The following is a 1,152-nucleotide window of genomic DNA, read 5'->3' as shown; positions in this document are numbered from 1 at the left end:
ATTTTGATGTTTGCTTGGATGAATCGCGACGCCTTAGAAGATACCTTGAAGACAGGAAGAATGTGTTACTGGTCTCGTTCTCGAAACACGTTATGGCGAAAGGGCGAAAGCTCGGGGCATGGGCAACAGCTAGTTGAATTGAGAACAGACTGCGATGGGGACGTCTTGCTTGCATTGATTGAGCAAGCCGGTGCCGCATGCCACACTCATCGGCGTTCTTGTTTTTATCTCAAATTCGGTGCGCAATCGGTGAAAATTGACTCAGGGCCATAGTGAATATGTCCCGCATTAAAAAAGCCGTCTCAATGAGACGGCTTTTTCTTTGTATACAGGCTGAGCTCGAGCTAGCTCTTTTTCACTTCGATTAGTTCAACTTCAAATAGAAGAGTTTCATTCGGGCCGATAGAGCGATTGCCATTTGGACCGTAAGCAAGGTCCGAAGGAATAAATAGTTGCCATTTAGAGCCAGTAGGCATGAGTTGTAGCGCCTCTGTCCAGCCTGCAATCACGCCATTCACCGGGAATGTTGCAGGTTGACCGCGTTCAACGGAGCTGTCGAATACTTCACCGTTAATGAATGAGCCGGTGTAGTGAACTGTGACGGAATCTGATGCACTTGGTTGAGGACCTTTTCCTTCGGTTAGAACTTTGTATTGCAAGCCGCTTTCCAGCGTTACAACGCCTTCTTTGTTTTTGTTCTCAGCTAGAAATGCATCACCGATCTTTTTGTTTTCTTCGCCCTGTTTCTGGAGGTTGGCGATCTGCTGTTGCTGCATTTCACGTTGATATTCCGTCAGGATTTGAGCAATCTCTTCGTCGCTCAACAGCTGAGGCTCACCGTTAAAAGCAGTCTTCATTCCGTTTGAGAATTGGTCGAGGTCAATATCACCAAGCTCATTACGCATTCGTTGGCCAAACATCACTCCGAATGCATAGCCGATTTGTGCTTCTTTACTTTCGAATTTGTTTGCAGCGCTCTCTTCTGCGATTGCGACTGACCCAACACTCAATGCGCTCGCAGCGATAAATGGCAAGGCAAGTTTTTTCATGTTCATATCAATAATCCATAGTTCTGTGCCGCCTGACCGACAAGCTCAACCGACTTTCTTATAAGAAGACTCAAAACCTTAAGCCTTTTAAGGCCTTACATCT

General features: G+C 46.3%; 2 protein-coding genes. One reads left to right on the top strand and one right to left on the bottom strand.

The annotated features are described in order from the left end of the window. Nucleotides 1-273 (top strand): phosphoribosyl-AMP cyclohydrolase (gene hisI / locus A3750_RS18085; protein WP_156498709.1); only part of this gene is annotated, 273 nt, incomplete at its 5' end. Between the two features lie 71 nt (nt 274-344). On the opposite strand, the gene A3750_RS18080 is transcribed toward hisI, so the two are convergent. Continuing rightward, nucleotides 345-1,055, bottom strand: a complete 711-nt coding sequence (locus A3750_RS18080; protein ID WP_231871873.1) for an FKBP-type peptidyl-prolyl cis-trans isomerase — start codon at nt 1,053-1,055, stop codon at nt 345-347. Between the last annotated feature and the right edge of the window lie 97 nt (nt 1,056-1,152).

The sequence above is a fragment of the Oleiphilus sp. HI0079 genome (assembly GCF_001635105.1).
This window is presented reverse-complemented; position numbering and strand designations above follow the sequence as displayed.

Coding starts and splice junctions, on each gene's coding strand:
- A3750_RS18080 (WP_231871873.1), bottom strand. CDS start 1,055: ATGAACATGAAAAAACTTGCCTTGCCATTTATCGCTGCGAGCGCATTG.